The sequence below is a fragment of the Furfurilactobacillus milii genome, from assembly GCF_021654115.1.
GTDB lineage: Bacteria > Bacillota > Bacilli > Lactobacillales > Lactobacillaceae > Furfurilactobacillus > Furfurilactobacillus milii.
Window position 1 is genome coordinate 73,505 of the sequence record NZ_JAIWJF010000005.1, and the last position, 21,928, is coordinate 95,432.

Consider the following 21,928-nt stretch of genomic DNA (forward strand, 5'->3'; position numbering starts at 1 on the left):
TTTAGTTGACATTAAAAAGCGACATCTAGCAAATCTGCTAGGTGTCGTTTTTTAGTTAGTTCAATTTTCTGGCGGCGACTAATAGTTATCTCTCGTAAATGTACCGGGAACCAGGTTACTAGCGGTTCCAAGAACTTTACTTAGTAACTCGGATGTTTGCGCCATGATATGCTCGGCAGTTTTTTCGTTAGCCGTCGTTAGTGCATCCGTCAATGCGGAATCACTTAATTGCGCATTAGCTGTATCAATTTCGTGCACACGTTGATGACCGTAACTTAATGTTTTCTCCTGATAACTTTCCACATCACTTATCGTGGCCTGAAAGTGATCGGCGGTTAGAACGGCAATTAGTCGATTTGCCCAATAGGCATTTTTACTGTCGACCATGGCGGTCGTATTACGGTAACTTGCTGGCGTATCATTAGCATTTGTGAAAAACGGAACCAGTGTGTTAAATGGATTAGCAGATAAAGCCACCCATTGGATTGCGGCGCGCTCGGCCGGTACATTTGGCCGAATTTGAAGAACACTCAATTCTTGCGTCCGGTTGATCCCAATTGGTCGGAAAGGGGCTGTTTCTTTAGTTGCACCCAGAGCGAACGGATCGTAGGGGGTATCCTGATAATGTGAGCTGAGGACAAACTTGATGTCTTCGATCGTTACTTTATGATCAGCATGAGTAATAAACGGAAGGTCGTCGCTCATTGGTGTTTTGTCCTGAGTTGCTGCGTGGTTAAAGTATCTCTGTGCGTACCAAGCACGTGGCGTATTGTAGTGATGGTCAAGTTGAGAATGTGATCCGAAAATCTCACGGAAGTTAAAATGATCACCGAGATTGAGGTGGTTCTCTTCAACGAAGGTTTGTAAGTCGTCTGCAAACATAAAATTAGTTGAATCTGCAAAGTTAACTTCTTGAATACCCGTCTGGTTAGGGGCAACAACGTAAGCATCATCCGGGACCCGTTGTGCAACCCAGTGATGACCACCAGCAGTTTCCATATACCAAATTTCATTTGCGTCAGAGAAAATAATGCCGTTTGATTCATAAGTGCCATGTGTCTTTAAAATTTCACCGACACGTTCAACACCTTCACGCGCGCTATGAATATAAGGGAGGGTGACAGTTAGCAAATCCTCTTCGCCCACACCGGCTTTAGTTAGTGGGTCTGCCCCTAAGATGCGTTCGTTTGTGGTAATAGTTTCAGTAGCACTCATCGCGACATTGTCACTGTTGATACCAGCTTCGCCCCAAATGCCTTGTTTGTCCACTGCGTTAGGAATAGCGGTGTAGCGTAATGGGTTGTCAGGTAGCGTGATGGTAAACTGACTCATCTTAGATTTGTATTCGCGAGGTTGATCATCAGGTTTGACGACAACGAACTTCTTAGGATCGGCAGCCGTGCCAGTATCTTCGTTACGAGCAATCAATGTTGAACCATCGTAACTGGAATTCTTACCAACTAGAATAGTAGTACACGTACTTAATTCAGAAAGCGACATAATAAAACCTCCATGGTTAATTATCAGCTTGATGATATTTGGCCGACATTCTCCTTCACTATAACACTTGCTAATCTGCTCCGCGGTGTGGGCCAGATAATGTCGCCAATTGATTCGCACAATATATAGTAGAAACAGATCACGTACGCGCGTTTTTAATGCTAAACAATTATTGCACCAAGCGTGTTTTCAAAGTGTTTCAAAGCCCAAGCGTGACCAACGGGATCGAAAGAGGCAACAGCGTCTTTGTGAATAGTCAATTGGTAATCCAAGTTGTAGGCATCGACAGCCGTGTGCAATACACAAATATCTGTGCAGACACCGGCAAGATGAAGATTGGTGATGCGACGGCTGCGTAAAAAGTTATCTAAGTTAGTGTTGGCAAACGCGCTATAGCGATTTTTGTCGAAATAGTAGACATGGTCATCGTTCTTATGTGACTGATACCATGATGCCAACTCACCGTACAATTCGCGCCCCCATGTACTTTTTAAGTTATGTGGTGGGAATAGCTTGGTTTCTGGATGGTAAGGGTCGACACCGTCATGCAAATCGGTTGGGAGAATGACGTAGTCTCCGTTTTGAAGAAATTGTTCTGCGAGCGTCAAAATATTAGTTTCAATTTTTTGACCGGGTTTACCAGTTGTGAGGGCACCTTTAGTAGCGACGAAGTCATTTGTGTAATCAATAATCAGTAATGCTTGTTTGCCAAAATCCATTTGTGTCATAGTTTGCCTCCAATTTTGAGTACGCGCGATTGAGTTTATTATAGATAAAAAGATGTAGATTTGATAAAATTTACGCGCAGATTAAATAGAAAATTTCGTTTTGTAATCAAAACGAAATTAACAAACGTAAATAAAACCTTGCCATTACGGGCTTAGGTTGGTATAGTAGATAGGTGCTTGTGCGAGACAAGGGACAACTTTGCCCTTTAAACCGCGCAACAACAAGCGAGCATTGATGTGAAAGGTTGCGACACACCCGGCCGCTTTGCCACGGAGGTGTGGCGGTAATTTTCACGGAGCTAGCCTATTTCTAAAAAATAGACGTTAGGAGGGAACAAATATGGCAAGTAAGAAAATTCGGATTCGCTTAAAGGCTTATGAGCACCGTATCCTAGATCAGTCAGCTGACAAGATCGTGGAAACGGCAAAACGGACTGGTGCTGAAATTTCAGGCCCAATTCCGTTGCCAACTGAACGGACACTTTTCACGGTGTTACGTTCACCACATAAGTTTAAGAAATCACGTGAACAGTTCGAAATTCGGACTCATAAGCGTTTAATCGACATTGTCAACCCAACTGCTAAAACAGTTGATTCGTTGACCAAGCTTGAATTGCCAAGCGGTGTTGATATCGAAATCAAATTATAATTTGATTTCCTCGTTCTAAACCGATCATTAATTTGACGGTAAAAATACATTATATCGGAGGTGTACTCATGACCACTAAAGGAATCTTAGGGAAAAAGGTCGGGATGACGCAAGTCTTCACTGAAAACGGCGAGTTAGTCGCTGTTTCAGTTATCGATGTAACACCTAACGTAGTATTGCAAGTTAAGACCGTTGAAAACGATGGTTACGACGCAATTCAGTTAGGTTTCGATGACAAACGTGAAGTTTTGTCTAACAAGCCCGAGCAAGGTCATGTAGCAGCAGCAAAAACGGCTCCTAAGCGCTTCGTTCGTGAAATTCGGAATGTTGAGCTTGGAGAGACGAAAGTCGGTGACGAGCTTAAAGCAGACGTCTTCGCAGAAGGCGAAGCAGTCGACGTTACCGGAATCACAAAAGGGCATGGGTATCAAGGTAACATCCATAAGGATGGCCAATCACGTGGACCAATGGCCCATGGGTCTCGTTACCACCGTCGCCCAGGTTCAATGGGTGCCATCATTAACCGTGTCTTCAAAGGCAAGCCACTTCCAGGACGTATGGGTAACCATAAGGTAACCATGCAAAACTTGAAGATTGTCCGCGCGGATTTAGACAACAATGTGTTGTTGATCAAGGGTAATGTACCAGGTGCAAACAAGTCATTTGTTACAATTAAAAGTTCTGTTAAGGCCGGTTTAAAGAAGAACAACCGCCACAGTGAAAAATAATATAAGGGAAGGGAGGATTAATAGCTATGACTACCAGCGTTGATTTATTCAAACAAGATGGTAAGAAGTCAGGCACAGTTGATTTAAATGATGCTGTGTTTGGTATCGAGCCTAACAATAATGTCATCACCGATGCCGTATTGATGCAACGTGCTTCAATGCGTCAGGGTACTCACGCGGTTAAAAACCGTAGTGCCGTCCGTGGTGGTGGTAAGAAACCATGGCGTCAAAAGGGTACTGGTCGTGCTCGTCAAGGGTCGATCCGGTCACCACAATGGCGTGGCGGTGGTGTTGTCTTCGGACCAACTCCACGTTCATACGCTTACAAGTTACCACAAAAAGCGCGTCAACTTGCTATGAAGTCTGTCTTATCACAAAAGGTCTTGGACAAAGCCTTAGTTGTCGTTGATGCCTTAGATTTTAAAGCACCAAAGACTGCTGAATTTGCCACTGTTTTAGACAACCTGAAAGTTGCTGAAAAAACCCTTGTTGTGGTTGAAGATGACAACGAAAACGCAGCATTGTCTGCACGTAACTTAGCTAATGTCACTGTTTTGACTGCTAAGGGCGTTAACGTTTTGGATGTTGTTAACAACGACAAGATGGTGATTACGCAATCTGCTCTTTCTCAGGTAGAGGAGGTGCTCGCATAATGGAAGCACGTGATGTGATTTTACGCCCAGTTGTGACTGAGTCTTCAATGGCTGATATCGATGACAAGCGTTATACGTTTGATGTTGATACTCGCGCAACCAAGACGCAAATCAAGAGCGCCATCGAAGAAATCTTCGATGTTAAGGTAATCAAGCTTAACGTAATGAACGTTAAGGGACACCTTAAGCGCCAAGGACGTTACAGTGGTTACACTAAGAAGCGTCGTAAGGCAATCGTTACTTTGAGTGCAGACTCAAAGGAAATCAAGTTATTTAACGAAGAATAGTCTTCTTCAATCTATGCGCCGATGATGATACGGCTCCTCACAAGGGACAACCAATCGCGGCACGAAAAATTAGGAGGAAAGTATAGTGGGTATTAAGAGTTATAAACCAACCACTAACGGTCGTCGTAACATGACCGGTTCCGACTTTAGTGAAATCACTAAAACGACCCCTGAAAAGTCGTTATTGGAATCACAAAGTCACCGTGCAGGCCGTAACAACCAAGGCCACATGACTGTTCGTCATCGTGGTGGTGGTACAAAGCGTGCTTACCGGATTATCGACTTTAAGCGTATTAAAGACGATTACAAGGCAACTGTTAAAGCTATTGAATACGATCCAAACCGGACTGCTAACATTGCTTTACTAGTTTATGAGGATGGAACAAAGTCATACATCTTAGCACCTAAAGGGCTAGAAGTTGGCACTGTTGTTGAATCAGGCCCTGAAGCAGATATCAAAGTTGGTAATGCGTTGCCATTAACTAACATTCCAGTTGGTACTGTTATTCATAACATTGAATTAAAGCCTGGTAAAGGTGGCCAAATTGCTCGTTCAGCTGGTGCATCTGCTCAGTTGTTGGGTAAGGAAGGCAAGTATGCCTTAGTTCGTTTGGCCTCTGGCGAAGTTCGTATGGTTCTTGCTGCTGGTCGTGCTACTGTTGGTGCGGTTGGTAACGAACAACACGAATTGATCAACTTAGGTAAAGCGGGTCGTAAGCGTTATGCTGGTCAACGTCCACATGTTCGTGGTTCAGTTATGAACCCTAACGATCACCCACATGGTGGTGGTGAAGGTAAAGCCCCAGTCGGCCGTCCATCGCCAATGTCACCATGGGGTAAGAAGACTGCTGGTAAGAAGACTCGTAACCACAAGGCTCGTTCTAACAAGCTTATTGTGCGTGACCGTCGGAAGAAGTAATCTTTCTTATTCAATGCATATACGACATTAGTTGTAAAACACACGAACGCGTTAGCTAATAGCTAACAAGAGAGGAGGCCACACGATGGGTCGTAGTCTTAAAAAAGGACCTTTCGCCGATGAACATCTGCTGAAGAAAATCGCTGCACAAGCTGATTCTGAAAAGAAGACAGTGATCAAAACTTGGTCACGTCGTTCAACGATTTTCCCTAGCTTCATCGGATACACTATCGCTGTTTATGACGGACGGAAGCATGTCCCAGTGTTCATCTCTGATGACATGGTTGGTCACAAGCTTGGCGAATTTGTTCCAACGCGGACTTTCCGCGGACACGCTGGTGCCGACAAGGTTACTAGTAAATAATTAGGAGGACTGAACAATGGCTGAACAAGTTACATCTGCAAAAGCAACTGCAAAGACTGTTCGTGTCGCTGCTCGTAAGGTTCGCCTAGTTGTTGACCTTATTCGCGGCAAGAGCGTTAACGAAGCATTTGCCATTTTAAAATTCACGCCTCGCGGTGCTGCCGAAGACGTAGAAAAAGTATTGAAGTCTGCTGTTGCCAATGCTGAAAACAACTTCGACTTAGATCGAGCCGACTTAGTTGTATCTGAAGCATTTGCTAATGAAGGACCAACCCTTAAGCGGTTCCGTCCTCGGGCTAAAGGTTCCGCATCACCAATTAACAAGCGGACTAGTCATATCACAGTAGTCGTATCTGAAAAGTAGGAGGGAACAAGCGTGGGTCAAAAAGTAAATCCAAACGGATTTCGTGTCGGAGTTATCCGCGATTGGGAAGCCAAGTGGTATGCTGACAAAGATTACGCAACTTGGTTAATCGAAGACGTTAAAATCCGTAAGTTTATCGATCAAAGACTTGTCGACGCATCTGTTTCAACCGTTGAAATCGAACGGGCTGCTGGTCGAGTGGTATTATCCATTCACACTGCTAAGCCTGGGATGGTTATCGGTAAAGGTGGGTCAGAAGTTGAAAAGCTCCGTAAGGAACTTAACAGCTTAACTGGCAAGCAAGTACACATCAACATCATTGAAATCAAGAAGCCTGACTTGGATGCTCATTTAGTTGGGGATTCAATCGCCAAGCAATTAGAGCAACGTGTTGCTTTCCGTCGCGCTATGCGTGGTGCTATCCAACGTACTATGCGTTCTGGTGCACACGGAATCAAAGCAATGGTTTCAGGCCGTTTAAACGGTGCTGACATTGCTCGTAAAGAACGTTACTCAGAAGGAACTGTTCCGTTGCATACATTGCGTGCGGACATTGACTATTCTTGGGACGAAGCACGGACTACTTACGGTATGCTAGGCGTTAAAACTTGGATCTACCGTGGTGAAGTTCTTCCTGCCAAGAAGTCAGCAAATACTCAACGAGGAGGGAAATAATCATGCTGGTACCTAAACGTGTAAAGCACCGTCGGGAATTCCGCGGTCACATGCGTGGTGAAGCCAAGGGCGGCAAGACAGTTGCATTTGGCGACTACGGTTTGCAAGCTATCACTTCATCATGGGTTTCTAACCGCCAGATTGAAGCGGCTCGTGTTGCCATGAACCGTTACATGAAGCGTGGTGGTAAAGTTTGGATCAAGATTTTCCCTCATAAGTCCTACACTTCTAAAGGTGTTGGTGTTCGTATGGGTAACGGGAAAGGGGCACCTGAAGGTTGGGTATCTCCTGTAAAGCGTGGCAAGGTTATGTTTGAAGTAGGTGGCGTTTCTTCTGAAGTTGCGCACGAAGCTTTACGTTTAGCTAGCCACAAACTGCCCGTTAAGACGAAAATCGTCTCACGAGAAGAAGCAGAAGCAGAAGTAGGTGGCGAATAATTATGAAAATGACTGATATTAGTAAATTAACCACTGCTGAAATGATTGATAAAGAAAAGGGCTACAAGGACGAATTGTTCAACTTACGTTTCCAATTGGCTACTGGTCAGTTAGAAAACACCGCTCGTTTAAAGCAGGTTCGTAAGAACATCGCCCGGTTGAAGACGGCTCTCCGTCAACAAGAATTAAGCCAAAGCAAATAATTAGAATACGAAAGGAGAACTTAACCTATGACTGAACGTAACGCACGTAAGGTTTACCAAGGCCACGTGGTTTCTGACAAGAACGACAAGACGATTATCGTCGCAATCGATACTTACAAGACCCACCCAGTTTATGGTAAGCGGGTTAAATACACCAAGAAGTTCGTTGCGCAAGATGACAACAACGAAGCCAAGACTGGCGATATCGTACGGATTATGGAAACTCGGCCTTTGTCAAAGACCAAGCACTTCCGCCTATTGAATGTCGTTGAAAAGGCTGTCATCCTGTAACACCATTTCTACGTATTCTAATTAGCTGCGGAAGGAGGATAAAACCGTGATTCAACAAGAAAGTCGTTTAAAGGTCGCTGATAACTCTGGTGCCCGTGAAATCTTGACAATCAAGATCTTGGGTGGTTCCACTCGTAAGTCAGCCAACATTGGTGACATTATTGTTGCTACTGTTAAACAAGCAACACCAGGTGGCGTTGTAAAAAAGGGTGACGTTGTTAAAGCTGTTATCGTTCGGACTGTATCCGGTATGCACCGTACTGATGGCTCATACATTAAGTTTGACGACAACGCAGCTGTTATTATCTCAGATGACAAGAGCCCTCGTGGTACTCGTATCTTTGGACCAGTTGCGCGTGAACTTCGTGAAGGTAACTTCATGCGGATCGTTTCGTTAGCACCTGAAGTTCTGTAATCAAAGTAATCAAGCTGGATGCATAAGTTGAACGGGAGGTGCACAGCAGAATGTTCTTAAAAACTGGAGATCAAGTTCGCGTAATCGCCGGTAAGGACAAGGGTAAGGAAGGTGCCGTAAAGGCAACCTTAGCCAAGTCAGACCGCGTCGTCGTGGAAGGCATCAACATGGTGAAGAAACACCAGAAGCCAAACAACGAATACCCACAAGGTGGAATCGTTGATGTTGAAGCGCCAATCCACGTATCTAACGTAATGTTAATTGACCCATCAACAAAGAAGCCAACGCGTGTTGGTTTTAAAGTTGAAGATGGTAAAAAAGTTCGCGTTGCCAAGAAGACTGGCAATACAATCGCTTAATTTTAGGGAAAGGAGGAATATCTTAGAATGACTAACCGTTTGAAAGAACGATACGAAAAGGAAATCAAGCCTTCCTTAATCGAAAAATTCAACTACAGTTCAAGCATGCAAGCCCCACACATCGACAAGATTGTGCTGAACATGGGGGTTGGTGATGCAACCACTAACTCAAAGAACTTGGACGAAGCCGTTAATGAAATGACCCTTATTGCTGGTCAAAAACCAGTTATTACAAAGGCCAAGAAGTCAATTGCCGGTTTCCGTCTTCGTGAAGGAATGTCCATTGGTGCTAAGGTAACTTTGCGCGGTGAACGGATGTATGACTTTTTAGACAAGTTGATCAATGTGTCATTGCCACGTGTTCGTGACTTCCATGGTGTTTCTAACCGTTCATTTGATGGACGCGGTAACTACACCTTGGGTGTTCGTGAACAACTGATCTTCCCTGAAATCAATTACGACAACGTTAACCGGGTTCGTGGTATGGATATTGTTATCGTAACCACTGCTAACACTGATGAGGAATCCCACGAGTTGCTTGCCCAACTTGGGATGCCATTTACTAAGTAATAGGAGGTTCCACAAACATGGCAAAGAAATCAATGGTTGTAAAAAGCCAACGCCCAGCTAAGTTTTCAACGCAAGCTTACACACGTTGTGAACGTTGTGGACGTCCGCACTCAGTTTATCGTAAGTTCCATCTATGCCGTCTCTGCATGCGTGAATTAGCCCACAAGGGTCAAATTCCTGGCATGAAGAAAGCTAGCTGGTAGACTTCGGTCTTTACTGAGTAAATTCGATTTGGATTCCTTTCAAGTCGTTTTATTGATTTTATCGATACTAAAAGGAGGCAAATATCGATGTCTATGACTGACCCGATTGCAGACTTTTTAACTCGGATTCGTAACGCCAACATGGTTCGTCACGATTCAGTTGAAGTTCCTGCATCAAAGATTAAACACGACATTGCGGAAATCTTGAAAAACGAAGGTTTCATTCGCGATGTTGAATACATTGACGACGACAAGCAAGGCATTATCCGTGTATTTCTTAAGTACGGTAAGGATGGCGAACGTGTCATCTCTGGCTTAAAGCGGATTTCCAAGCCTGGTTTACGTTCATACGTAAAGGCCGATTCAGTTCCTAAGGTTTTGAACGGTTTAGGGATTGCAATCATCTCTACGTCTGAAGGTGTGATCACCGATAAAGAAGCACGTCAAAAAGACGTGGGCGGCGAAGTGCTCGCTTACGTTTGGTAATCATTTAGAATCGATCGGAGGTGTAAAACGTGAGTCGTATTGGTTATAAAGTTGTAACTTTACCCGCTGGGGTAGAAGTTAAGCAAAACGGTAACGATGTGACTGTTAAAGGACCTAAAGGTGAATTAACCCGGACGTTCTCTGACATGATCACAATGAAAGTAGACGGTACTGAAGTTTCGTTTGATCGTCCTGACGACAACAACAAAACAAAGGCCGTTCACGGAACTACTCGTGCCAACTTCGCCAACATGGTTGAAGGTGTTACAGATGGTTTCAAAAAGACATTGAAGTTAGTCGGTGTTGGGTACCGTGCACAATTGCAAGGCACTAAGCTGATCATGAGTGTTGGTTACTCAAACCCTGTTGAATTTGATGGCCGTAAAGGTGTTACGGTTGAAGTTCCTGACAACACTACTGTTGTTTTATCAGGTATTTCTAAGCAACAAGTCGGTGACTTTGCTGCTGAAATCCGTGGTATCCGTCCACCAGAGCCTTATAAGGGTAAAGGTATTCGTTACGAAGGCGAATATGTTCGTCGTAAGGAAGGTAAAACTGGTAAGTAGACTTTTGTCTACTTCTTTGTTTGCCGCTATCGTGTCGCAGTGCACGTATTCACTGCGAATAAAATATGAGGTGAATTGTTGTGATTTCTAAACCAGATAAGAATAAAACACGTCAACGCCGCCATGCGCGCGTTCGTGGCAAGATTTCTGGTACTGCGCAGCGCCCACGCTTGAACGTTTATCGTTCTAATTCAAACATCTACGCGCAAGTAATTGATGACGTAGCGGGTGTGACGCTGGCAAGTGCCTCAACACTAGATAAAGATGTTAAAGGAACTAGCAAGACAGAAAAAGCTGCTTCTGTTGGTGAACTAGTTGCTAAACGCGCTAACGAAAAGAAGATTACTGATGTTGTCTTCGATCGTGGCGGTTACTTATATCATGGTCGGGTAGAAGCTTTGGCTGAAGCCGCTCGTGAAAACGGACTTAAATTCTAGAGAAGGAGGAATAACCAAATGGCTTTTATCGACCCAAGTAAGTTAGATTTAGAAGATAACGTCGTTTCCATCAACCGGATTACGAAAGTTGTTAAGGGTGGTCGTCGTCTTCGTTTTGCTGCCTTAGTTGTTGTTGGTGACCACAATGGTCACGTTGGCTTTGGTACTGGTAAGGCTCAAGAAGTTCCAGAAGCTATTCGTAAGGCTGTCGAAGCAGCGCACAAGAACTTAATTAAAGTTCCTGTTGTTGGTTCAACATTGCCTCACGAAGTGCTGGGTATTTACTCAGGATCAAAGGTTATGCTTAAGCCAGCCGTTGAAGGTTCTGGTGTTGCTGCTGGTGGTGCCGTTCGTGCCGTCATGGAACTTGCCGGTGTTGCCGACGTTACAAGTAAGTCTCTTGGTGAAAGCACACCGATTAACGTTGTGCGTGCCACCTTTGAAGGACTTAAGGAATTAAAGCGTGCCGAAGACGTTGCTGCCTTGCGTGGTGTGTCTGTAGAACACTTAGCTGAATAGGAGGACGAAACTCATGGCTAATCAAGTAAAAGTTACTTTAGTGAAAAGTGCCGTTCACCAGAAGCCCAAGGTTCGTAATGTTGCGTATGGTTTAGGATTAGGTCGTGTTAACAGCACGGTCGTACGTCCTAACAACGAAGCAACACGCGGTGCCATCGCTAAGATCGCGCACTTAGTCACAGTTGAAGAAGTTAAGTAATCACATTTCTAGCGTAAGGAGGTGCCAACCTAATGAAGTTGAACGAATTACAACCAAGCGAAGGTTCTCGTAAAGCACGTATGCGCCGCGGTCGCGGTACATCAGCCGGGAACGGTAAAACTTCCGGTCGTGGTCAAAAGGGTCAAAAGGCTCGTAGTAAGACACGTGTCGGTTTTGAAGGGGGTCAAATGCCTCTGTACCGTCGTATTCCAAAACGCGGTTTCACTAACATTAACCGTAAAGAATACGCCATCGTTAACTTGGCTTCCTTAAACAGTTTTGATGAAGGTGCTGATGTTACACCAACTACCTTAGTTGAAGCAGGTTTAGTGAAGAACGAAAAGAGTGGCGTTAAGGTTCTTGGTAACGGTGAAGTTACTAAGAAGTTAACAGTTCACGCTAACAAATTCTCAAACGCAGCTGTAGCTGCAATTGAAGCAGCCGGCGGTAAGACTGAGGTGATCTAGTTGATCTCGACGATTTCGAATGCTTTTAAGAGTCGTGAAATCCGAAATAAGATCTTCTTTACCTTGTTTGTCTTAATTGTCTATCGGTTAGGCTGTTATATTACCGTTCCCGGAGTTAATGCGCATGCTTTACAAGCAGTGGCAAGCTCCGGGCTTGTTAATGTAATGAACATCTTTTCCGGTGGTGGTTTGACAAACTATTCCTTGTTTGCAATGGGGGTTTCCCCATTTGTTACTGCTCAAATTGTTGTTCAATTACTCCAAATGGATATTGTGCCGCGATTTGTTGAATGGAGTAAACAAGGTGATGTAGGTCGGCGTAAGTTGAATCAGGCGACACGCTATCTAACGATTGTGTTAGCCTTTGTTCAATCAATCGGTATCACAGCTGGTTTTAACGTCTTAGCTTCCATGCATTTGATCAAAACGCCAAATGCACAAACTTTTATCATGATTGGAATTTTGCTCACGGCTGGAACAATGTTTGCTACTTGGCTGGGTGATATGATTACTCAGCGTGGACTAGGAAATGGTGTTTCAATGATCATCTTTGCCGGAATCATTGCGCGCACCCCAGTTGGTGTTCGTCAATTATGGCAAGAAAATGTCACTGATGCCTCCAAAGGCCAAATGTGGCAGGGCATTCTGTTTATCGTTGCTGTTCTCGTTCTAGTTATCGTAATTATCGTTGCTGTAACGTGGGTGCAACAAGCTGAACGGCGGATTCCAATTCAATATACGCGTCGCGCAACTACTTCTGGATCTGGTAGTTACCTGCCTTTGAAAGTTAACGTTGCCGGTGTTATTCCGGTTATCTTCGCCAGTTCTTTGATTTCGACGCCTCAGTCAATTCTGTTGGCGTTCCAGAAAAGTCATGGTGCGGATAACTGGTACCAAGTGATGTCTCGTATCTTCAATATGCAAACGACTGAAGGTGCCATTCTGTACACTGTATTAATTGTCTTGTTTACGTTCTTCTACGCTTTTGTTCAGGTTAATCCTGAGAAATTGTCAGAGAACTTACAAAAGCAGGGCAGTTATATTCCAAGTGTTTGGCCTGGTAAAGACACACAAAGCTATGTTTCTCATTTGCTCATGCGTTTAAGTACTGTCGGTTCACTGTTCCTTGGATTAGTTGCCTTAGTACCGCTGTTGGCCAGTGATATTTGGGGCCTAGACGAATCCATTGGTCTTGGTGGTACGTCATTACTAATCGTTGTTGGGGTTGCCATTGACATTATTCGTCAATTGGACGGCTTAATGATGAAGCGACAATACGTTGGTTTCATCCAAGATGATGCGCTTGAAGCACATGAAACAGAAAAACAGGAGGATTAATCATGGCATTCAATTTGATTCTGATGGGCTTGCCTGGTGCTGGTAAAGGTACGCAAGCACAAAAGATCGACGAAAAATATCAAGTACCGCATATTTCGACGGGGGATATTTTCCGCGAGGCAATGGCTAACAAGACTGAAATGGGACTTGCTGCTAAAGCTTACATTGATAAGGGTGAATTGGTTCCCGATGAGGTCACGAACGGTATTGTTCGTGACCGTCTCAGCCAACAGGACGTTTTAACGAACGGCTTCATGTTGGATGGTTATCCACGGAACTTAGATCAAGCGGCCGCTTTAGATAAAATGTTGGCTGACTCTGATCGTCACTTGGACGCCGTGATTAATATCGACGTTGAACCATCGGTATTGGTTGACCGCTTATCTGCACGGTACATTTGCCGTGTGTGTGGTGCAACCTACAACCGTATTAGTAACCCCACCAAGGTTGAAGGAACATGTGACGTTTGTGGATCGCATGATTTTTATCAACGTGACGACGACAAGCCTGAAACGGTTAAGAATCGTTTGGCGGTGAACATCAAGATGAACACGCCGTTGGTTGATTACTATAAGAATCAAAATGTTCTGCACACCATTAACGGCGACCGGGACATTGACCTCGTCTTCAAGGACGTTGCTGACGTGCTTCAGTCAGTTAATGACTAGAGTGTAGTGTTTGCAGTCCCTTTAAGAATGTGATAAACTCTCTTGGTATGGTTTGCGCAATGTTTTTGTAAAGAGGGTGGAAACGGTGGTTTTCGCCGTTTTTCTGTCGTTCGACGCCACCGTATTTATAAAATACTTTTTTAAAAGGGAGGTAAACCTGCTTGGCTAGTGACGTAATTGAAATCGAAGGTACTGTTAAAGAAACGTTGCCTAATGCAATGTTTAAAGTAGAACTTGAAAACGGTCACGAAATCTTGGCTCATGTGTCGGGTAAGATTCGGATGCATTACATTCGTATTTTACCTGGTGATAAGGTAACTGTTGAAATGTCACCTTATGACTTAACAAAGGGTCGGATTACGTACCGTTTCAAGTAATACCTAAGGCCTCATAATTCTGGAGGAAATATCATGAAAGTAAGACCATCAGTTAAACCAATGTGCGAACACTGCCGTGTTATCAAACGTAACGGCCGTGTTATGGTGATTTGCTCAGCAAACCCAAAGCACAAGCAACGTCAAGGTAAATAATTCATATAAAAGGAGGTAATTGTTATGGCTCGTATTGCAGGTGTTGACTTACCACGTGACAAACGGATCGTGATCGGTTTAACTTACATTTTCGGAATCGGTAATACTTCAGCTCAAAAGATTTTGGCTGAAGCTGGTGTTAGCGAAGACGTTCGTGTTCGGGACTTGGCCCCAGAAGACGAAGATAAGATTCGTGCAATTGTTGATAACTACAAGGTTGAAGGAGATCTTCGCCGTGAAGTTAGCTTAAACATCAAGAACTTACAAGAAATTGGTTCATACCGAGGCATGCGTCACCGTCGTGGTTTACCAGTGCGTGGACAACACACTAAGAACAACGCACGGACTCGTAAAGGCCCAGCTAAATCAATTGCTGGTAAGAAGAAGTAATTCAAGATAAAGGAGGTTAGCATTTCTTATGGCAGGTAGAAAAACATCGCGTAAGCGTCGTGTGAAAAAGAACATCGAGTCAGGTGTTGCACATATTCACTCAACGTTTAACAACACTTTAGTTATGATTACTGACGTTCAAGGGAACGCTGTTGCTTGGTCTTCAGCTGGTGCTCTTGGTTTCCGTGGTAGTCGTAAATCCACTCCTTTCGCTGCACAAATGGCCGCTGAAGCCGCAGCTAAAGGCTCTATGGAACATGGCATGAAGACGGTTGAAGTTGCCGTTAAAGGCCCAGGTTCCGGTCGTGAAGCAGCTATCCGTGCTTTGCAATCAACTGGTCTAGAAGTTACGGCAATTCGTGACGTCACACCAGTGCCGCATAACGGATCTCGTCCTCCAAAGCGTCGTCGTGTTTAATTGATGACATCACTTATTTGGAGTGATGAACATTCATTAATTAACAAGACGAGTTTTGAAAGGGGTAAACAAAAGAATGATCGAATTTGAAAAGCCAAATATTCACAAAATCGATGAAAGTAACAACTATGGGAAGTTCATCGTTGAACCACTTGAACGTGGTTACGGAACAACATTAGGAAATTCGTTACGTCGGATTTTGCTTTCATCTTTGCCTGGTGCTGCTGTCACCAGTATTCAAATCGATGGTGTACTTCACGAGTTCTCAACTGTTGAGGGCGTCGTTGAAGATGTTACACAAATCATCTTGAATATGAAAAAGGTTTCTTTGAAGATGGCGACCGATGAAGAAAAGGGAATGGACATTGATGTTAAGGGTCCTGCGACTGTCACTGCTGGTGATATTCAAACGGATGCTGATGTTGAAGTTATGAACCCTGATCTTTACATCTGCACGGTAGCAGACGGTGCCACTTTCCACATGCACTTAACTGCAAACAAGGGCCGTGGATACGTTTCAGCTGATGAAAACAAAGCTCGTCAGGATGATATGCCAATTGGTGTATTACCAATCGATTCCATTTATACCCCAATCGAACGTGTCAACTACCAGGTTGAAAACACTCGTGTTGGTCAACGTGATGACTATGACAAGCTGACATTAGACGTTTGGACTGATGGTTCAATTACACCTAGTGAAGCAATTAGTCTCGCTGCGAAGATTCTAACTGAACACCTTGCAATGTTTGTTGATTTGACAGATACGGCTAAGAATGCCGAAATCATGGTCGAAAAGGAAGAAACACACAAGGAAAAGATGCTCGAAATGACCATCGAAGAGTTAGACTTGTCTGTTCGTTCATACAACTGTTTGAAGCGTGCTGGTATCAACACGGTTCAAGAGTTGACGGATCGTACTGAAGCCGACATGATGAAGGTTCGTAACCTTGGTCGTAAGTCACTTGAAGAAGTTAAGGCAAAATTGGCTGGCTTAGGTCTTTCTTTGAAACAAGAAGACTAGTCGGACTTATCAACAAAAGGAGGGTTCAAGCATGGGCTACCGTAAATTACAACGTACTAGTTCACAACGTAAAGCTTTGTTACGCGATTTAACAACCAGTTTGATTGTTAATGGTCGGATCGAAACAACCGAAGCACGCGCCAAGGAAGTTCGTAAGACTACAGATCAAATGATTACTTGGGGTAAGCAAGGCGACTTGCATGCTCGTCGTGAAGCAGCTGCTTTCGTTCGTGACGTTGTTGCAGATGTCAAAGAAGACGGTGACAACGTTAAAGCGCAAACTGCATTGCAAAAGTTATTTGATGACTTAGCACCTAAGTTTGCTGAACGTAATGGTGGTTACACACGGATGTACAAGACTATGCCTCGTCGTGGCGATGCTGCGCAAATGGTTATCTTGGAATTCGTTGACTAATCATTACCTGTTCAATGGTAGTCTGAATAGCTACCCTAAATGTATCGACGGATATATTTAGTATTTGAATATTCAAATTAATCACTAGTGTCAATGGTATAAAGCGTTATGATGATGGCGATCGCGTTCGCCCAGTCTAGCTTGAATGAGTATTTTACTCGTGCCGTGATGCTAAGTGATTTTTTTGTACATAGAATTAATTAATCACGCGAGTTTACCAATGGTTTCAGCGTTGCTTGCGTATTGGTCTACTTTTCGCTAAAATAGTGCGGTATTATTCGTTTTATAATGAGGTGGATACTGAGTGCAAACGAAACATGCAAAGTTAATTACAGGTCTTGTAGTTGTCCTACTAGCAGTGCTTGCACTCGGGGCAACCGCTATTACAACTATTAACGCTCAACGACGTCACGAAGAACATGAATCACGTTTGCGTCGGCTAAGTGAGCGAGCGGCCAAAGTTTTGCCTAAAGAGGCATTTAAACCTGGTGCGTACACGTTGAGTGAAAGTCATTATGTTGATGGGTATTGTGTGTTCGCTGTTGTCAACGTTGATGAACACGGGCAACTTGTTAATGTCGCTTTTAATCAACTTGATCAGTTTGGATTGAATAATCCGGCGACGGCGACCGATATTGCCCGCTGGAATACAGCACTGCTTAAAGAGCCTAATGTCGCTAAATTGTCTTTAAAACACGGTAATAAACAGTGTTTTCAGTTATATCAAAATTATATGGGGCGTCTAATTCATGCCGCACATACCGGCGAACAACACCAGTTTAAAATTAACAACCATGCCAATATGGCAGGAAGTGGGGGAACATCGTGACAAAGATCATTTCAGTAAACGATTTATCTTATCAATATCCCGATGCAGACCGGCCAACATTAAATCATATTTCTTTTGAGGTGAATGCCGGAGAATGGGTGGCTATCGTTGGCCATAACGGCAGTGGTAAGAGTACGTTGGTTCGCGCTTTAGATGGCCTTATTGATTTTAAATCGGGAACAGTTACTGTAGCCGGAACAAAATTGTCACCAGAGTCGGTTTGGCTGGTTCGTGAACACATTGGTATGGTGTTTCAGAACCCAGACAACCAGTTTGTCGGAGCGACGGTGGCCGATGATGTGGCCTTTGGCTTGGAAAATGCGGGGATACCGCGTCCCGAAATGCAGCAACGTGTTCAGGATGCTTTAGAAGCCGTCGATATGTGGCAATTTGCAGAACGAGAGCCCAGCCGTTTGTCAGGTGGGCAAAAGCAGCGGGTTGCCCTAGCCGGAATCATTGCGATGAACCCCAGTATTATTGTACTGGATGAGGCAACCAGCATGCTGGATCCTCACGGACGACAGACAGTGTTGTCTGTATTACAACATTTACGTCGTTCTAACCAGGCACCGACCATTTTATCAATCACTCATGATTTAAGTGAGGCCGCACAAGCACAACGATTGCTAGTCATGGATAACGGCCAGTTAATCAGTGAGGGGACACCTCGCACTATTTTTAGTGACGAACAGTTGCTTGAGTCCACGGGGCTAGACTTACCGTTTAGCACAAAATTGAGTCAACAATTGGCTAAACAAGGACTAATCGCCCCGAAACAGTACTTAACAGACGACGAGTTGGAGGATTGGTTATGGCAATCACATTTGACCATGTAAACTATATGTACCAGCCCAACTCGCCGTTTGAGGCAGTCGGGCTAAGCGATGTTAGTTTCACTGTTCCTAGTGAATCGTTTACTGCGATTATTGGTCATACAGGGAGTGGCAAAAGTACACTCGTTCAGCACTTGAATGGTTTGCTTAAGCCCACAAGTGGCACAGTTACAGTGGATGATTTTCAGTTAACTGCTAAAACAACAAATAAACACCTAAAGTCACTTCATCAACATGTTGGGATGGTATTTCAATTCCCTGAGAATCAGTTGTTTGACCAAACGGTGGAGCGTGACATCGCGTTTGGTCCCCTTAACTTTGGCTTCACTAATGAAGAGGCAATGAGTTTGGCACATCAGGCGGCTCATGACGTTGGGTTACCAGATGAGTTGCTAAACCGTTCACCATTTGAGTTGTCTGGTGGACAGATGCGGCGCGTTGCCATTGCTGGCGTTTTAGCCAGTCAACCGCGCGTGCTTGTTTTAGATGAGCCAACGGCCGGGTTAGACCCACGCGGACGAGCTGAAATGATGGCCATGTTTGCTAAGTTGAAAGCTGACCAACAACTGACGGTTATCTTAGTGACGCACCAAATGGATGATGTTGCTGACTATGCGGATCAGGCGCTAGTGATGGCACATAGTAATTTGATTAAGGCAGGCACACCTGCTGAAATTTTTGCCGATCCTGAATGGGTAAAAGCACAGCAATTGGCGTTACCAACAGCTGCTAATTTTGCGCAACACTTAGTGACTCGTGGTTTTGAATTTGACTCGTTGCCGTTAACGGCTGAACAACTGGCAATGCAGCTGCGTGGTCAGTTACCGAAGGAGGGACGTTAATGCTTGAGCAACTTACGCTCGGACGTTATATTCCCGGCCATTCATGGTTACATCGGTTAGATCCACGAGCTAAGTTGGTGTTGGCTTGTTATTTTATTGTGATCGCCTTTTTAACCACAAATTGGTTAACTTATGTGCTGATGTTTGCCTTTATTGGCGGCGTTATCTTTTTAACAGGACTGAGTTTCAGCTATTTTGTGCGTGGTATTGGTCCACTGATTTGGTTGATTGTGTTTACGGCAATTTTGCAATTATTGTTTACGCCAGGCGGGCACATTTACTGGCATTGGGGTATTTTAATGATTACCTCAACGGGGATTCAAACTTCCACAGCAGTTTTCTTACGTTTTCTGTTAATTATAACGATGGCAACGGTACTCACCTTGACGACGGCGCCATTGGCGATTGCAGACGGCGTAGAAGCGCTCTTACGACCATTGCGGGTTATTCACTTCCCAGTGGCGCAAACGGCTCTCATGCTCTCTGTGGCGCTTCGGTTTGTACCGACGTTGTTGGATGAAGCTCAGACAATTATGAATGCGCAGCGTGCACGTGGAGTGGAGTTTAATAATGGTGGTTTAATCAAGCGTTTGAGGGCAATTGTCCCATTGTTGATTCCGCTTTTTGTCGGGGCTATTGGACGAGCCGACGATTTAGCGACAGCCATGGAGTCACGTGGTTATCAAGGAGCCACTAACCGCACGCGTTACCGCGTATTGAAGTGGCATAACGCCGACACGATAGCAGTTGTTGTCATTCTTGTGTTAAATATTGTTCTCGTCGTGTTGCGTCACATGTAAAAGCGTTTCTAGAAAACTAGGGAGGTCGGTAATGAGTCAACGTTACAAAGTTGTTATTGAATATGACGGTACTGATTTTGCCGGCTTTCAAGTTCAGCCTCATCAGCGGACCGTTGAATCTGTTTTAACGAAAGTGGTAAACCAGATTGCGAAAAATCCTCAACCAGCCATTCAGGTATTTGGATCGGGGAGAACAGATGCTGGGGTACATGCTCACGGGCAGGTGATCCACTTTGATTTGCCAAAGCCGATTCCGGCTCCTAATTTACGGTTAGCACTCAATAGTATGTTTCCGCTTGATATGGCAGTGGTGAGTGTGGAAGAAGTTGATGATACGTTTCATGCCCGTTTTTCAACGCATGGCAAACGTTATCGTTACATCGTTTCCAATACGCCGTTTGTCGATCCATTCAAACGGAACTATACTGGACACTATAAATATCCGTTAAACTTCGACAGGATGCAGACGGCGAGCCGTGATTTGATTGGTGAGCATGATTTCACCAGTTTCGTGGCCTCAGGCAGCCAAGCCAAGTCAAATATACGAATGATTTATGATGTTCAAGTTCACGAGCGTCCTGAAGATCATGAGTTTGTGTTTGATTTTTACGGTAGTGGTTTTCTCTATAATCAAGTTCGTATTATGGTAGCGTTGCTGTTACAAATTGGTAATGGGCGTCGTCCGGTTAATGACATTCCACGAGTGATGGCGGCTAAAGATCGCGAAGAAGCGCGTGAAACGGCACCGGCTAGCGGTTTGTATCTAGAATCTGTGCTGTATGACAAACACGTTTCAGATGAAAATAACAATTGACTTATGAGGGGCAGGACAGTACACTATTACTTGGTATTGTTTGCCCCACGATAAGCCCCGGAAAGTTTTATCGAGTGTCAAACAGACAAGAAATTGGAGGAAAATACCGTGCGTACAACATATTTAGCAAAACCAGGTGAAGTAGACCGTAAATGGTACGTGGTTGACGCCACAGACGTTCCTTTGGGACGCTTAAGTTCAGTCGTTGCTTCTATTCTTCGAGGCAAGAACAAACCAACATTTACCCCTAATGTGGATACGGGTGACTTTGTCATTGTTCTTAATGCTTCAAAAGTGGGCTTGACTGGTAAGAAAGCCACAAACAAGATTTACTATCACCACTCAAACCATCCAGGTGGTTTGAAGTCACGCACTGCAGGTAACTTTCGTGATGAAAACCCAATTCGGTTGATTGAAACTTCCGTTAAGGGCATGTTGCCAGCAGGTACGCTTGGTCACAAACAACTGCTTAAGCTTCACGTTTATGCAGGTGACCAACATGATCAAGCTGCACAACAGCCAGAAGTTTTGGATATTTCTAAATTAATCTAAGGGGGAAATCACATTGGCTACTGTTCAATACGCCGGCACAGGTCGTCGGAAAAACTCAGTTGCTCGGGTTCGCTTAGTTCCCGGCACTGGTAAAATTACCATGAATGGTAAGGATATTGAAGACTACATTCCATTCGCTAACTTGCGTGAAGTGGTTGTTCAACCATTTGCTGCAACAGAAACGACTGGTAATTACGATGTTATGGTTAACGTCAATGGTGGTGGCTTCTCCGGTCAAGCCGGTGCCACTCGTCACGGTATTGCCCGTGCTTTACTGACGGTTGACCCTGATTTCCGTTCAGCTCTGAAGAGCGCAGGTCTTTTGACTCGTGATGCTCGGATGAAGGAACGGAAGAAGCCCGGTCTTAAAAAGGCCCGTAAAGCTTCACAATTCTCAAAGCGTTAATCTTATCATTATCGACTTTGGATACAAAAAGAACCTGCCAATTGGCGGGTTCT

Annotated in this window: 38 protein-coding genes; 36 read left to right on the plus strand and 2 right to left on the minus strand. The window is 44.3% G+C overall.

Annotation, left to right across the window (positions count from 1 at the left end):
• Positions 1-78 precede the first annotated feature (78 nt).
• Together LDK34_RS07415 and LDK34_RS07420 are read right to left on the minus strand one after the other, a co-directional pair.
• Complete coding sequence (locus tag LDK34_RS07415) at positions 79-1,500, minus strand: C69 family dipeptidase (protein ID WP_178942157.1); 1,422 nt, start codon at positions 1,498-1,500, stop codon at positions 79-81.
• A gap of 161 nt (positions 1,501-1,661) precedes the next feature.
• A complete protein-coding gene (locus LDK34_RS07420; RefSeq protein ID WP_178942158.1) occupies positions 1,662-2,228 on the minus strand; it encodes a cysteine hydrolase family protein in 567 nt (188 codons plus the stop codon).
• Positions 2,229-2,568: 340 nt separating this feature from the next.
• Between LDK34_RS07420 and rpsJ the strand changes: the two genes are divergently transcribed.
• From rpsJ to rpsI, 36 genes are all read left to right on the plus strand, one after another.
• Entirely contained in the window at positions 2,569-2,877 is a 309-nt protein-coding gene (gene rpsJ / locus LDK34_RS07425) for a 30S ribosomal protein S10 (protein ID WP_017262649.1), read from the plus strand.
• 68 nt (positions 2,878-2,945) lie between these two features.
• Positions 2,946-3,605: a 50S ribosomal protein L3 gene (rplC, locus tag LDK34_RS07430; protein ID WP_178942159.1), complete on the plus strand. Its 660-nt coding sequence runs from the start codon at positions 2,946-2,948 to the stop codon at positions 3,603-3,605.
• A gap of 26 nt (positions 3,606-3,631) precedes the next feature.
• The gene (rplD, locus tag LDK34_RS07435; RefSeq protein WP_017262651.1) at positions 3,632-4,258 is read left to right on the plus strand and encodes a 50S ribosomal protein L4; all 627 of its coding nucleotides are present in this window, start codon (positions 3,632-3,634) and stop codon (positions 4,256-4,258) included.
• A complete protein-coding gene (rplW, locus tag LDK34_RS07440; protein WP_017262652.1) occupies positions 4,258-4,545 on the plus strand; it encodes a 50S ribosomal protein L23 in 288 nt (95 codons plus the stop codon). Before rplD ends, rplW begins: the two co-directional genes overlap by 1 nt.
• Positions 4,546-4,630: 85 nt before the next feature.
• Positions 4,631-5,464, plus strand: a complete 834-nt coding sequence (rplB, locus tag LDK34_RS07445; RefSeq protein ID WP_017262653.1) for a 50S ribosomal protein L2 — start codon at positions 4,631-4,633, stop codon at positions 5,462-5,464.
• 85 nt (positions 5,465-5,549) lie between these two features.
• Entirely contained in the window at positions 5,550-5,828 is a 279-nt protein-coding gene (gene rpsS / locus LDK34_RS07450; RefSeq protein WP_017262654.1) for a 30S ribosomal protein S19, read from the plus strand.
• 16 nt (positions 5,829-5,844) lie between these two features.
• The gene (rplV, locus tag LDK34_RS07455) at positions 5,845-6,192 is read left to right on the plus strand and encodes a 50S ribosomal protein L22 (RefSeq protein WP_017262655.1); all 348 of its coding nucleotides are present in this window, start codon (positions 5,845-5,847) and stop codon (positions 6,190-6,192) included.
• 12 nt (positions 6,193-6,204) lie between these two features.
• A complete protein-coding gene (gene rpsC / locus LDK34_RS07460; RefSeq protein WP_236941621.1) occupies positions 6,205-6,867 on the plus strand; it encodes a 30S ribosomal protein S3 in 663 nt (220 codons plus the stop codon).
• Positions 6,868-6,869: 2 nt separating this feature from the next.
• On the plus strand, positions 6,870-7,304 hold the full coding sequence (gene rplP / locus LDK34_RS07465) for a 50S ribosomal protein L16 (protein WP_017262657.1): 435 nt from the start codon (positions 6,870-6,872) through the stop codon (positions 7,302-7,304).
• A gap of 2 nt (positions 7,305-7,306) precedes the next feature.
• Positions 7,307-7,507, plus strand: coding sequence for a 50S ribosomal protein L29 (gene rpmC, locus LDK34_RS07470; protein WP_017262658.1), 201 nt, complete (start codon positions 7,307-7,309; stop codon positions 7,505-7,507).
• A 27-nt stretch (positions 7,508-7,534) separates the two neighbouring features.
• Positions 7,535-7,798: a 30S ribosomal protein S17 gene (gene rpsQ, locus LDK34_RS07475; RefSeq protein WP_017262659.1), complete on the plus strand. Its 264-nt coding sequence runs from the start codon at positions 7,535-7,537 to the stop codon at positions 7,796-7,798.
• A gap of 46 nt (positions 7,799-7,844) precedes the next feature.
• Positions 7,845-8,213, plus strand: coding sequence for a 50S ribosomal protein L14 (gene rplN, locus LDK34_RS07480; RefSeq protein WP_017262660.1), 369 nt, complete (start codon positions 7,845-7,847; stop codon positions 8,211-8,213).
• Between the two features lie 50 nt (positions 8,214-8,263).
• Positions 8,264-8,572, plus strand: coding sequence for a 50S ribosomal protein L24 (gene rplX, locus LDK34_RS07485; RefSeq protein WP_017262661.1), 309 nt, complete (start codon positions 8,264-8,266; stop codon positions 8,570-8,572).
• A 27-nt stretch (positions 8,573-8,599) separates the two neighbouring features.
• Entirely contained in the window at positions 8,600-9,142 is a 543-nt protein-coding gene (gene rplE / locus LDK34_RS07490) for a 50S ribosomal protein L5 (RefSeq protein WP_017262662.1), read from the plus strand.
• A 17-nt stretch (positions 9,143-9,159) separates the two neighbouring features.
• On the plus strand, positions 9,160-9,345 hold the full coding sequence (locus LDK34_RS07495; protein ID WP_017262663.1) for a type Z 30S ribosomal protein S14: 186 nt from the start codon (positions 9,160-9,162) through the stop codon (positions 9,343-9,345).
• An 87-nt stretch (positions 9,346-9,432) separates the two neighbouring features.
• The gene (rpsH, locus tag LDK34_RS07500; RefSeq protein ID WP_017262664.1) at positions 9,433-9,831 is read left to right on the plus strand and encodes a 30S ribosomal protein S8; all 399 of its coding nucleotides are present in this window, start codon (positions 9,433-9,435) and stop codon (positions 9,829-9,831) included.
• A 29-nt stretch (positions 9,832-9,860) separates the two neighbouring features.
• A complete protein-coding gene (gene rplF, locus LDK34_RS07505) occupies positions 9,861-10,397 on the plus strand; it encodes a 50S ribosomal protein L6 (RefSeq protein ID WP_017262665.1) in 537 nt (178 codons plus the stop codon).
• An 80-nt stretch (positions 10,398-10,477) separates the two neighbouring features.
• Positions 10,478-10,834, plus strand: a complete 357-nt coding sequence (gene rplR / locus LDK34_RS07510; protein WP_017262666.1) for a 50S ribosomal protein L18 — start codon at positions 10,478-10,480, stop codon at positions 10,832-10,834.
• Between the two features lie 18 nt (positions 10,835-10,852).
• Entirely contained in the window at positions 10,853-11,353 is a 501-nt protein-coding gene (gene rpsE, locus LDK34_RS07515) for a 30S ribosomal protein S5 (protein ID WP_017262667.1), read from the plus strand.
• A 13-nt stretch (positions 11,354-11,366) separates the two neighbouring features.
• Complete coding sequence (gene rpmD / locus LDK34_RS07520) at positions 11,367-11,552, plus strand: 50S ribosomal protein L30 (protein WP_017262668.1); 186 nt, start codon at positions 11,367-11,369, stop codon at positions 11,550-11,552.
• Between the two features lie 32 nt (positions 11,553-11,584).
• A complete protein-coding gene (rplO, locus tag LDK34_RS07525; RefSeq protein ID WP_017262669.1) occupies positions 11,585-12,019 on the plus strand; it encodes a 50S ribosomal protein L15 in 435 nt (144 codons plus the stop codon).
• Complete coding sequence (gene secY, locus LDK34_RS07530; RefSeq protein WP_178942161.1) at positions 12,020-13,357, plus strand: preprotein translocase subunit SecY; 1,338 nt, start codon at positions 12,020-12,022, stop codon at positions 13,355-13,357.
• A 2-nt stretch (positions 13,358-13,359) separates the two neighbouring features.
• The gene (locus LDK34_RS07535) at positions 13,360-14,025 is read left to right on the plus strand and encodes an adenylate kinase (RefSeq protein WP_178942162.1); all 666 of its coding nucleotides are present in this window, start codon (positions 13,360-13,362) and stop codon (positions 14,023-14,025) included.
• A 161-nt stretch (positions 14,026-14,186) separates the two neighbouring features.
• Positions 14,187-14,402, plus strand: a complete 216-nt coding sequence (gene infA, locus LDK34_RS07540; protein WP_017262672.1) for a translation initiation factor IF-1 — start codon at positions 14,187-14,189, stop codon at positions 14,400-14,402.
• A 33-nt stretch (positions 14,403-14,435) separates the two neighbouring features.
• On the plus strand, positions 14,436-14,555 hold the full coding sequence (rpmJ, locus tag LDK34_RS07545; RefSeq protein WP_081495882.1) for a 50S ribosomal protein L36: 120 nt from the start codon (positions 14,436-14,438) through the stop codon (positions 14,553-14,555).
• A 24-nt stretch (positions 14,556-14,579) separates the two neighbouring features.
• Positions 14,580-14,945 carry a 30S ribosomal protein S13 gene (gene rpsM / locus LDK34_RS07550; RefSeq protein WP_017262673.1) on the plus strand — a complete coding sequence of 122 codons (366 nt, stop codon included), beginning with the start codon at positions 14,580-14,582 and terminating at the stop codon, positions 14,943-14,945.
• A 28-nt stretch (positions 14,946-14,973) separates the two neighbouring features.
• Positions 14,974-15,363 (plus strand): 30S ribosomal protein S11, encoded by a 390-nt coding sequence (gene rpsK, locus LDK34_RS07555; RefSeq protein ID WP_017262674.1) that lies wholly within the window; start codon positions 14,974-14,976, stop codon positions 15,361-15,363.
• 76 nt (positions 15,364-15,439) lie between these two features.
• Positions 15,440-16,384, plus strand: coding sequence for a DNA-directed RNA polymerase subunit alpha (locus LDK34_RS07560; RefSeq protein WP_017262675.1), 945 nt, complete (start codon positions 15,440-15,442; stop codon positions 16,382-16,384).
• Between the two features lie 31 nt (positions 16,385-16,415).
• Positions 16,416-16,799, plus strand: a complete 384-nt coding sequence (rplQ, locus tag LDK34_RS07565; protein ID WP_017262676.1) for a 50S ribosomal protein L17 — start codon at positions 16,416-16,418, stop codon at positions 16,797-16,799.
• 304 nt (positions 16,800-17,103) lie between these two features.
• Positions 17,104-17,628 (plus strand): hypothetical protein, encoded by a 525-nt coding sequence (locus LDK34_RS07570; protein ID WP_178942163.1) that lies wholly within the window; start codon positions 17,104-17,106, stop codon positions 17,626-17,628.
• Positions 17,622-18,464: an energy-coupling factor ABC transporter ATP-binding protein gene (locus tag LDK34_RS07575; protein ID WP_178943440.1), complete on the plus strand. Its 843-nt coding sequence runs from the start codon at positions 17,622-17,624 to the stop codon at positions 18,462-18,464. Before LDK34_RS07570 ends, LDK34_RS07575 begins: the two co-directional genes overlap by 7 nt.
• A complete protein-coding gene (locus tag LDK34_RS07580) occupies positions 18,440-19,303 on the plus strand; it encodes an energy-coupling factor ABC transporter ATP-binding protein (RefSeq protein ID WP_236941622.1) in 864 nt (287 codons plus the stop codon). The genes LDK34_RS07575 and LDK34_RS07580 overlap by 25 nt, the downstream gene beginning before the upstream one ends.
• A complete protein-coding gene (locus LDK34_RS07585) occupies positions 19,303-20,103 on the plus strand; it encodes an energy-coupling factor transporter transmembrane component T family protein (RefSeq protein ID WP_236941623.1) in 801 nt (266 codons plus the stop codon). The genes LDK34_RS07580 and LDK34_RS07585 overlap by 1 nt, the downstream gene beginning before the upstream one ends.
• Before the next feature lie 31 nt (positions 20,104-20,134).
• Complete coding sequence (truA, locus tag LDK34_RS07590; RefSeq protein ID WP_178942166.1) at positions 20,135-20,917, plus strand: tRNA pseudouridine(38-40) synthase TruA; 783 nt, start codon at positions 20,135-20,137, stop codon at positions 20,915-20,917.
• A gap of 108 nt (positions 20,918-21,025) precedes the next feature.
• A complete protein-coding gene (gene rplM, locus LDK34_RS07595; RefSeq protein ID WP_178942167.1) occupies positions 21,026-21,469 on the plus strand; it encodes a 50S ribosomal protein L13 in 444 nt (147 codons plus the stop codon).
• Between the two features lie 13 nt (positions 21,470-21,482).
• Complete coding sequence (gene rpsI, locus LDK34_RS07600) at positions 21,483-21,875, plus strand: 30S ribosomal protein S9 (RefSeq protein ID WP_017262683.1); 393 nt, start codon at positions 21,483-21,485, stop codon at positions 21,873-21,875.
• The last annotated feature ends 53 nt before the right edge of the window (positions 21,876-21,928 follow it).

What these genes read in the sequence shown, in the direction of transcription:
- rplP (WP_017262657.1), top strand. Translation starts at nt 6,870, where the DNA reads ATGCTGGTACCTAAACGTGTAAAGCACCGTCGGGAATTCCGCGGTCAC.
- rplD (WP_017262651.1), top strand. Translation starts at nt 3,632, where the DNA reads ATGACTACCAGCGTTGATTTATTCAAACAAGATGGTAAGAAGTCAGGC.
- rpsH (WP_017262664.1), top strand. Translation starts at nt 9,433, where the DNA reads ATGTCTATGACTGACCCGATTGCAGACTTTTTAACTCGGATTCGTAAC.
- rplW (WP_017262652.1), top strand. Translation starts at nt 4,258, where the DNA reads ATGGAAGCACGTGATGTGATTTTACGCCCAGTTGTGACTGAGTCTTCA.
- rpsM (WP_017262673.1), top strand. Translation starts at nt 14,580, where the DNA reads ATGGCTCGTATTGCAGGTGTTGACTTACCACGTGACAAACGGATCGTG.
- truA (WP_178942166.1), top strand. Translation starts at nt 20,135, where the DNA reads ATGAGTCAACGTTACAAAGTTGTTATTGAATATGACGGTACTGATTTT.
- rplE (WP_017262662.1), top strand. Translation starts at nt 8,600, where the DNA reads ATGACTAACCGTTTGAAAGAACGATACGAAAAGGAAATCAAGCCTTCC.
- rplX (WP_017262661.1), top strand. Translation starts at nt 8,264, where the DNA reads ATGTTCTTAAAAACTGGAGATCAAGTTCGCGTAATCGCCGGTAAGGAC.
- LDK34_RS07495 (WP_017262663.1), top strand. Translation starts at nt 9,160, where the DNA reads ATGGCAAAGAAATCAATGGTTGTAAAAAGCCAACGCCCAGCTAAGTTT.
- LDK34_RS07560 (WP_017262675.1), top strand. Translation starts at nt 15,440, where the DNA reads ATGATCGAATTTGAAAAGCCAAATATTCACAAAATCGATGAAAGTAAC.
- rpmD (WP_017262668.1), top strand. Translation starts at nt 11,367, where the DNA reads ATGGCTAATCAAGTAAAAGTTACTTTAGTGAAAAGTGCCGTTCACCAG.
- rpsE (WP_017262667.1), top strand. Translation starts at nt 10,853, where the DNA reads ATGGCTTTTATCGACCCAAGTAAGTTAGATTTAGAAGATAACGTCGTT.
- rplQ (WP_017262676.1), top strand. Translation starts at nt 16,416, where the DNA reads ATGGGCTACCGTAAATTACAACGTACTAGTTCACAACGTAAAGCTTTG.
- rplO (WP_017262669.1), top strand. Translation starts at nt 11,585, where the DNA reads ATGAAGTTGAACGAATTACAACCAAGCGAAGGTTCTCGTAAAGCACGT.
- rplV (WP_017262655.1), top strand. Translation starts at nt 5,845, where the DNA reads ATGGCTGAACAAGTTACATCTGCAAAAGCAACTGCAAAGACTGTTCGT.
- rpsJ (WP_017262649.1), top strand. Translation starts at nt 2,569, where the DNA reads ATGGCAAGTAAGAAAATTCGGATTCGCTTAAAGGCTTATGAGCACCGT.
- rpsK (WP_017262674.1), top strand. Translation starts at nt 14,974, where the DNA reads ATGGCAGGTAGAAAAACATCGCGTAAGCGTCGTGTGAAAAAGAACATC.
- LDK34_RS07585 (WP_236941623.1), top strand. Translation starts at nt 19,303, where the DNA reads ATGCTTGAGCAACTTACGCTCGGACGTTATATTCCCGGCCATTCATGG.
- LDK34_RS07580 (WP_236941622.1), top strand. Translation starts at nt 18,440, where the DNA reads ATGGCAATCACATTTGACCATGTAAACTATATGTACCAGCCCAACTCG.
- rpsQ (WP_017262659.1), top strand. Translation starts at nt 7,535, where the DNA reads ATGACTGAACGTAACGCACGTAAGGTTTACCAAGGCCACGTGGTTTCT.
- rplC (WP_178942159.1), top strand. Translation starts at nt 2,946, where the DNA reads ATGACCACTAAAGGAATCTTAGGGAAAAAGGTCGGGATGACGCAAGTC.
- LDK34_RS07535 (WP_178942162.1), top strand. Translation starts at nt 13,360, where the DNA reads ATGGCATTCAATTTGATTCTGATGGGCTTGCCTGGTGCTGGTAAAGGT.
- rpmJ (WP_081495882.1), top strand. Translation starts at nt 14,436, where the DNA reads ATGAAAGTAAGACCATCAGTTAAACCAATGTGCGAACACTGCCGTGTT.
- LDK34_RS07420 (WP_178942158.1), bottom strand. Translation starts at nt 2,228, where the DNA reads ATGACACAAATGGATTTTGGCAAACAAGCATTACTGATTATTGATTAC.
- rpmC (WP_017262658.1), top strand. Translation starts at nt 7,307, where the DNA reads ATGAAAATGACTGATATTAGTAAATTAACCACTGCTGAAATGATTGAT.
- rpsS (WP_017262654.1), top strand. Translation starts at nt 5,550, where the DNA reads ATGGGTCGTAGTCTTAAAAAAGGACCTTTCGCCGATGAACATCTGCTG.
- LDK34_RS07415 (WP_178942157.1), bottom strand. Translation starts at nt 1,500, where the DNA reads ATGTCGCTTTCTGAATTAAGTACGTGTACTACTATTCTAGTTGGTAAG.